The sequence below is a fragment of the Streptomyces sp. NPDC006265 genome (assembly GCF_040613555.1).
Taxonomy (GTDB): Bacteria; Actinomycetota; Actinomycetes; order Streptomycetales; family Streptomycetaceae; genus Streptomyces.
On sequence record NZ_JBEXSH010000470.1, the window covers coordinates 1 to 6,975 of the forward strand.

At 70.3% G+C, this 6,975-nt stretch carries 3 protein-coding genes and 1 pseudogene; 2 read left to right on the plus strand and 2 right to left on the minus strand.

The window, feature by feature from the left end; genetic code table 11:
* Positions 1-28: 28 nt before the first annotated feature.
* Both ABZ281_RS30630 and ABZ281_RS30635 read right to left on the minus strand, forming a co-directional pair.
* The gene (locus ABZ281_RS30630; protein WP_356660713.1) at positions 29-1,639 is read right to left on the minus strand and encodes an NADH-ubiquinone oxidoreductase-F iron-sulfur binding region domain-containing protein; all 1,611 of its coding nucleotides are present in this window, start codon (positions 1,637-1,639) and stop codon (positions 29-31) included.
* Complete coding sequence (locus ABZ281_RS30635; RefSeq protein WP_356660715.1) at positions 1,636-2,910, minus strand: cytochrome b/b6 domain-containing protein; 1,275 nt, start codon at positions 2,908-2,910, stop codon at positions 1,636-1,638. Before ABZ281_RS30635 ends, ABZ281_RS30630 begins: the two co-directional genes overlap by 4 nt.
* Before the next feature lie 471 nt (positions 2,911-3,381).
* Between ABZ281_RS30635 and leuS the strand changes: the two genes are divergently transcribed.
* A complete protein-coding gene (leuS, locus tag ABZ281_RS30640; RefSeq protein WP_356660717.1) occupies positions 3,382-6,261 on the plus strand; it encodes a leucine--tRNA ligase in 2,880 nt (959 codons plus the stop codon).
* A gap of 196 nt (positions 6,262-6,457) precedes the next feature.
* Positions 6,458-6,975, plus strand: a pseudogene (locus ABZ281_RS30645) (hypothetical protein); the annotation flags it as partial.

A 6,975-nucleotide genomic window follows, 5' to 3' on the forward strand; every position in this document is an offset into this window, starting at 1 on the left:
GCCCACAGGGGGCCCGCCGTGTCTGTGCTCAGCGGCCGAGAGCGCGGCGGCCGCGGCCCTGGGAGAGGACCGGGAGATTGCGGGACGGCGCTCCCGGCGCGCTTCCCTCCTCCAGGCGCAGCGCCAGAGCCGGGCACCGGCGCACCGCGCGTAGAGCCTTGGCCTCGGCGTACCGCGGCACCTGCGCCTGCGCCACGGTCGGGAAGCCGTCGGCGCCCAGCTGGAACACCTCGGGGAGGATGTCCGCGCACAGCCCATGGCCCCGGCACAGCGTCCAGTCCACATAGATCTTCTGACGGCTGGGGCCGTTCTCCTCGGACTCTCCGCCGCCCGGGATGCCCGTGGGGGCCCTACCGCCCTCGAAGAGCGGCAGAACGCCCTCCACGGGCCGTCCGCAGCCGTTGCCGAGGACGTGGGCGGCCAGGTCGTCGGTGAAAGCCTTGATGGTCGACTCGATGAACATCGCGGAGCCGTCCGGGTGCGAGCACGCGCCGCGCCGCTTCACGTTCTTGGCGACCTGCTTGAGGGCCTCCAGGGCGGCCGGCCCGCCGCCGTTGAGGATGTCCTCCAGACCGCGTGCGGCGGCCGGCAGGCCGAGGTAGCAGGGGCCGCACTGGCCCGCGCTCTCCTCGGCCAGCCACTGCGCCACCCGCAGCGACTCGCCCAGCGGGCAGGTGTCCTGAGTGATCGGCAGAATCGCACCGGCGCCCAGTGCGCCGCCCACCGCGTCCAGGGAGTTGCGGGAGACGACCGCCTCGTTGACCGTCGCCGAGTCGATCCACTTGCCGTGGTAGCCGCCGGTGAGCACGCCCTGCGGTACCGGCGGGGCGCCGGCGAGCTGGAGGACGTACCGCAGCGGCACGCCCGTCGGGACCTCGATCACCATGGGGCGGGCGACCGCGCCGGAGACCGTGAGCATGACGGTGCCCGGCTCGTCGTACAGGCCGGTGTTGCCGTAGCGCTCCGGGCCGATGCGGGCGGCGATCGCGAGCTGGGCGAAGGTCTCGGCGTTGGACAGCAGGGTGGGGGCGCCGCCGACGCCGTTCTGCGAGGCGCTGACCTTGCGGCCGGGCGGGATGGCCGGGCCGCCGTCGATCGAGCGGATCAGCGACGCGGCGGCACCGGTGACCATGCGGACCGGGTTGCGCTGGACACGCGCGCGCAGCGCCGAGCGGCGGCCGTTGCTGAGGCCGCGTTCGGCGAGCGCGGCCTCCATGGAGCGCTGGGTCGACTCACGGGTGACCCCCACCACGAGCGTGCGGGCACCCAGGGCCTCGGCGCACAGCAGCGCGCCGTCCAGGATCAGATGCGGGGCACGGTTGATCAGCACCGTGTCCTTGCGGCAGGCCGGTTCGTCCTCGCTGCCGTTCACGACGACGACCGGCCGGACGCCGCGCTTGATCGCCGCATCGGCGACCGAGCGCAGCTTCTTGTGGAAGGGGAAGCCCGCGCCGCCGCGGCCCTTCAGGTTGATGCGTTCGGCGAGTTGCGCGAGCTGCTCGCCGCCCATCGGCTCGAGCGGCCCGTGCACCTTGAGATGCATGGGCAGATCGAGCCGATCGACAAGGTCGAAGCCCGACGTGAGCTGAGGAAGACCGACTACACGGACTTCGGGTACGTCGGGCAGGGCCTCGTTCACTTAAAGCCTCCGGAAGGCGTGTTCCAAGGTTCGCCCGATCCCGGTGCGTCGAAGTCATAGGACGCACCGGGGTTTGTTTCATTGGCGGGACCGCTGTTGTACGTGTCGTTCGGGTAGTACGTGTCGTAGACGGCGTTCGTCTCACCCGTGTCGTACACGTCACTCGATCCGTAGCCGGCGGCGCCTGGATTGCCATAGGCCGGGACGCTTTGTCCGGTGTCCTGCAGGGGGTCGTAGGGCGGGATGTTGAAGCCCGTGTCCTGGAGCGGGTCGTAGGCCGACGGTGGGGCCTCGCCGACCGGTGGCGGGGACGGGATCGGCCAGTTGCCCGAGGTGCTGGAGGGGCCGTCCACGGTCGGGATGGTCTCGGTGGGCTGCATGTCCAGCGGCAGTTGCATGCTGGTGGTGGGCCCGGGCGCGAAGGCCTGTCCGCCCTGGGGAGGGCCCGAGACGGCCCGGTAGGCGGCGGCGAAGCCGTTCGCCGGTTCCTTGGCCGAGGTGCGTTCCGCCTTCTCGTACAGCGGTCCGGAGGGGGACGCCATGGCGCGCGCGGGGGTCTCCCGGCTCCCGTAGCCGGGCAGCGTGCCGCTGCCGCCGCTTCCGGCGCGGGCGCGGCTCTCCTCCAGGTCCCTGCGGCCCTGGCCCTCACCGGGCCCGATCAGCGAGGCGATCTTGTCGGAGATCTTGAGCTTGACCTGGCGCGGAGCCGCGCGCAGGGCGAGGGCGCCGGCCACTCCGACCAGGGACAGGCCGTACAGGATGACGAAGATCGGCTTGGCCGAGCGACCCGCGTAGAGGCCGTGGACCAGGGCGGCACACCAGGCCGGGTAGGCCAGCATGTGCATGGCCCGCCAGCGGGCCGCGACGGGCGCGGGGGACGCGAAGCGGTTGCGCAGCGCGCCGGTGATGCCCACGAAGATCATGAGCATGCTGGCCAGGGTGCCGAGGCCGACGAGGAACGAACGCCCCATGATCTCGTCGTCGCCGCCGGTGATGAACAGCCCGAAGGGGATGAACACCGCGACCCACGAGGTGTGGGAGAGCGCCAGCTTGACCCCGATGTGCGTCAGCAGGAAGACGATCGACGCGACGGCCGTGATCCGGTGCACGCCCTGCGCCAGGATGCGCCTGCGGGTGTCCAGGAGGATCCGGTCCTGGGCGACCAGGCCCCAGATCACCGAGCAGGTGAGGCACACGAGGGACAGGACGCCCACACCGAAGTTGAGGAAGTCGGCGAACGTGTCGTCCACTGTGGAGTCGTAGTTCGTCACGGCCGGCCTCCCCACATCCCGGCGACCGGGGGTGGCGAGGTGTTACTGCGATGAGGCTTCATGGGGGCAACTCCGAGCGGTTCGGGAAGGCAGCGGTCCCGCTGCCGAACTCTAAGCGGAGCCATACCGATGGGTACGAGGTTTGGGGCATTGCGTTGTCATCAAAGGACAATATGGTTGTTGCGATGTCCCCTTAGCGGCTGTTACGCGAAGTAACCATTGGATCTTGGTTCAGCTCTTCGGGCACCGAGACGGTCCCTCGAAGCGCGTCGCGACGCGCTGAGGGCCTGCGGTACCCTAGCGCCATGCGTGCCGTACGCCTTCTGCTTAGCGGGCCGCGCTGATCAGTCCCGGCCACCGGACGAGTCGAGTGGCCGGCATCGGCGCGGCGTCCCCTCCTGTGTGAGGGGATTTTTCGTTTCTCGAACCAGACAGCCGCAGGCAGAGACGATCGATGGAGCTTTGAGGATCATGAGCGAGACGAACCCCGCCGTCACCTCCGAGGTGGCGGCGCCGCACCGCTACACGGCCGCCATGGCTGCCGAGATCGAGGCACGCTGGCAGGACTTCTGGGACGCCGAGGGCACCTACGCCGCGCCCAACCCCAAGGGCGACCTGGCCGGCGCCCCGGAGATCGCCGCCCGCCCCAAGAAGTTCATCATGGACATGTTCCCGTACCCCTCCGGTGCGGGCCTGCACGTCGGCCACCCCCTGGGCTACATCGCCACGGACGTCTTCGCGCGCTTCGAGCGGATGACCGGCCACAACGTCCTGCACACCCTGGGCTTCGACGCCTTCGGCCTGCCCGCCGAGCAGTACGCGGTGCAGACCGGCACGCACCCGCGCGTCTCCACCGAAGCCAACATGGAGAACATGAAGTCCCAGCTGCGCCGGCTGGGCCTGGGCCACGACAAGCGCCGGTCGTTCGCCACGATCGACCCGGACTACTACAAGTGGACCCAGTGGATCTTCCTGCAGATCTTCAACTCCTGGTACGACCACGACGCCCGCCGGGCCCGCCCGATCGCCGAGCTGGTCGCCGCGTTCGAGTCCGGTGAGCGGGCCGTACCGGGCCACACGCGCGCGTGGAGCGAGCTGAGCACCGCCGAGAAGGCGGACGTCCTGGGCGAGTTCCGGCTGGCCTACGCCTCCGACGCGCCGGTCAACTGGTGCCCCGGGCTGGGCACCGTGCTGGCCAACGAGGAGGTCACCGCCGAGGGCCGCTCCGAGCGCGGCAACTTCCCGGTCTTCAAGTCCAAGCTGCGCCAGTGGAACATGCGCATCACCGCCTACGCCGACCGGCTGCTGGACGACCTGCAGGAGCTGGACTGGCCCGAGGCCATCAAGCTGCAGCAGCGCAACTGGATCGGCCGCTCCGAGGGCGCCCGCGTCGACTTCCCCATCGACGGCGAGCGCATCACGGTCTTCACCACCCGCCCGGACACCCTGTTCGGCGCCACCTACATGGTGCTGGCCCCCGAGCACCCGCTGGTCGAGAAGTTCACCCCGGCCGCCTGGCCGGAGGGCACCCACGAGGTGTGGACCGGCGGCCACGCGACCCCCGGTGCGGCCGTCGCCGCCTACCGCGCCCAGGCCGCCTCGAAGTCCGACGTGGAGCGCCAGGCCGAGGCCAAGGACAAGACCGGCGTCTTCATCGGCGCGTACGCCACCAACCCGGTCAACGGCGAGCAGGTCCCGGTCTTCATCGCCGACTACGTCCTGATGGGCTACGGCACCGGCGCGATCATGGCCGTCCCGGCCGGCGACCAGCGCGACTTCGAGTTCGCGCGCGCCTTCGAGCTGCCGATCCACTGCATCGTCGAGCCGACCGACGGCCGCGGCACGGACACCTCGACCTGGGAGAACGCCTTCTCGTCGTACGACGCGAAGATCATCAACTCCTCGAACGACGAGGTGAGCCTGGACGGCCTGGACGTCGCCGGGGCCAAGGCCCGCATCACCGACTGGCTGGAGCGGTCCGGCGTCGGCGAGGGCACCGTCAACTTCCGGCTGCGCGACTGGCTGTTCAGCCGCCAGCGCTACTGGGGCGAGCCCTTCCCGATCGTCTACGACGAGGACGGCATCGCGCACGCGCTGCCCGAGTCGATGCTGCCCCTGGAGCTGCCCGAGGTCGAGGACTACTCGCCGCGCACCTTCGACCCGGACGACGCCGACACCCAGCCCGAGACCCCGCTGTCGCGCAACGAGGACTGGGTCAACGTCACGCTGGACCTGGGTGACGGGCGTGGCCCGCGCGCATACCGGCGCGAGACCAACACCATGCCCAACTGGGCAGGTTCCTGCTGGTACGAGCTGCGCTACCTGGACCCGCACAACTCCGAGAAGCTGGTCGACCCGGAGATCGAGCAGTACTGGATGGGCCCGCGCGAGGGGCAGCCGCACGGCGGTGTCGACCTGTACGTCGGCGGCGCCGAGCACGCCGTGCTGCACCTGCTGTACGCGCGCTTCTGGTCCAAGGTCCTGTACGACCTGGGTCACGTCTCCTCCGCGGAGCCGTTCCACAAGCTGTTCAACCAGGGCATGATCCAGGCCTACGTCTACCGCGACAGCCGTGGCATCGCGGTGCCGGCCGCCGAGGTGGAGGAGCGCGACGGCGCGTACTGGTACCAGGGCGAGAAGGTCTCCCGGCTGCTGGGGAAGATGGGCAAGTCCCTGAAGAACGCGGTCACTCCGGACGAGATCTGCGCCGAGTACGGAGCCGATACGCTGCGCCTGTACGAGATGGCCATGGGCCCGCTGGACGTCTCCCGGCCGTGGGACACGCGCGCGGTGGTGGGGCAGTTCCGGCTGCTGCAGCGGCTGTGGCGCAACATCGTCGACGAGACGACCGGCGAGCTGACCGTCGTCGACACCGAGCCCGGTGAAGAGACGCTGCGCGCCCTGCACAAGGCGATCGACGGGGTCCGCGGCGACCTGGAGGGCATGCGGTTCAACACCGCCATCGCCAAGGTCACCGAGCTGAACAATCATCTGACCAAGGAGGGCGGGGCCGTGTCCCGCCCGGTCGCCGAGGCGCTGGTGCTGATGGCCGCGCCGCTGGCCCCGCACATCGCCGAGGAGCTGTGGCGCAGGCTGGGGCACACGGACTCGGTGGTGCACCAGGACTTCCCGGTGGCCGACCCGGCGTACGTCGTCGACGAGACCGTGACCTGTGTCGTGCAGGTCAAGGGCAAGGTCAAGGCGCGGCTGGAGGTCTCGCCGTCGATCTCCGACGACGAGCTGGAGAAGGTCGCGCTGGCGGACGAGAAGGTCGTCGCCGCGCTGGGCGGCGCCGGGATCCGCAAGGTGATCGTGCGCGCGCCGAAGCTGGTGAACATCGTTCCGGCGTAGCCGCCAGGACGTACGGACCGCTGGCGGGGGCCCCTACCGCCATGACCGCTCTCGGGGTGGTCTCCATGGGCATGACCGCTCTCGGGGTGGTCCCCTACGGGCAGGTTCGGGGTTCTTCTGGAACTCCGGACCTGCCCTTTGCGTTTACCGTTGAAGAGCGACGTGAGGCGCCGCGACGTCCTGAGGAGGAGCCCTTGTGGAAGCAGTGATCGCAGTCTTCGCCCTGCTCTTCGTGCTCTTTCTCGGGCTCGGGGTGTACGCCACGGTGAAGGTGGTGGGCGCCACCAAGCGCGGCGTGGACCGTGGTATCACCCAGGCCCGTCGCACGGTCGAGGACCACACACTGCGCGCCAAGTCCTTCGCCCAGCCCGGCGCCGCGGGCGAACTCGCCCAGCTCCGGCTGAAGCTGCGCACCTCGATGCGGGCCACGCAGGAAGCGCTGCACGCGGCCGTCGCCGAGGACGAGCCTCTGAAGGAGTCCCTCGGCCTCTTCGAGCGGCTCAGCGCGCACGGGCACGAGCTGGACGACGAGCTCAAGCGCCTGGAGTCCGAGCCGGACCGCACCGCGCTCACCGAGCGGCTGCCCGGGCTGCGCGAGCGCACCGAACGCATCACGCACTCGGCGGACTGCAGGGCCGGCGGTTCGGCCGGCGGGACGGTGCCCTTGGCGGCCGTCGCGTACAGCTCCAGCAGCTCCGCCACCGCGAGCTCGAA